Source organism: Bifidobacterium sp. UBA4282 (assembly GCF_002394995.1).
In the GTDB taxonomy this organism is placed as follows: Bacteria; Actinomycetota; Actinomycetes; order Actinomycetales; family Bifidobacteriaceae; genus Bifidobacterium; species Bifidobacterium pullorum_B.
Window position 1 is genome coordinate 1,892 of sequence record NZ_DGVO01000007.1, and the last position, 622, is coordinate 2,513.

1 pseudogene is annotated in these 622 nt (G+C 65.4%); it reads right to left on the bottom strand.

The annotated features are described in order from the left end of the window. Nucleotides 1-161: 161 nt before the first annotated feature. Nucleotides 162-622 (bottom strand): annotated as a pseudogene (locus B4C31_RS00915) (1-deoxy-D-xylulose-5-phosphate reductoisomerase); the annotation flags it as partial.

Here is a 622-nt window from a genome sequence, read left to right on the forward strand (position 1 = left end):
CGGCGCCCCGCCGCCGACCGGCACCGGCCCCACCATGATCCGACGGGACTGACGGCGCGGATGGAGCGGACTCTCGCTGATCGCGGCCTCTCCTGTTTTGCGGAACGGCTTGTTGTTGGTCATGTCACCGGTCATGGTTTCGGCTGGGGTATCGTTCTGAATCACAACTGCTTGTCTATCAGATCATCGGCGCGACGGCGAGCTTCGAGCTCAACTTCGCCCATTTCCTCCACGGAGGCGAACACCGGCTTGCCGCGCAATTCGGCGTCCATCTGGTCGATGACGGCCTTGACCGTATCCACAATGCCCAGGTAGGGCAGCCGGTGGTCCAGGAACGCGTGCACGGCCTGCTCATTCGCCGCGTTGAGCACAGCGGTATGCTTCTGCGAGGCCTTGAGGCACTGACGCGCCAGATTCACGGCCGGGAACGCTTCATCGTCCAACGGCTCGAAGGTCCAGGTGGCGGCCGTCGTCCAATCGCAGGGCGCCGCGATGTCGTCCAGACGGTCCGGCGCGGACAGGCCCAGCGCGATCGGCAGACGCATATCCGGCGGCGAGGCCTGGGCGATGGTGGCGCCGTCGCGGAACTCCACCATCGAGTGCACGATGGACTGCGGATGCA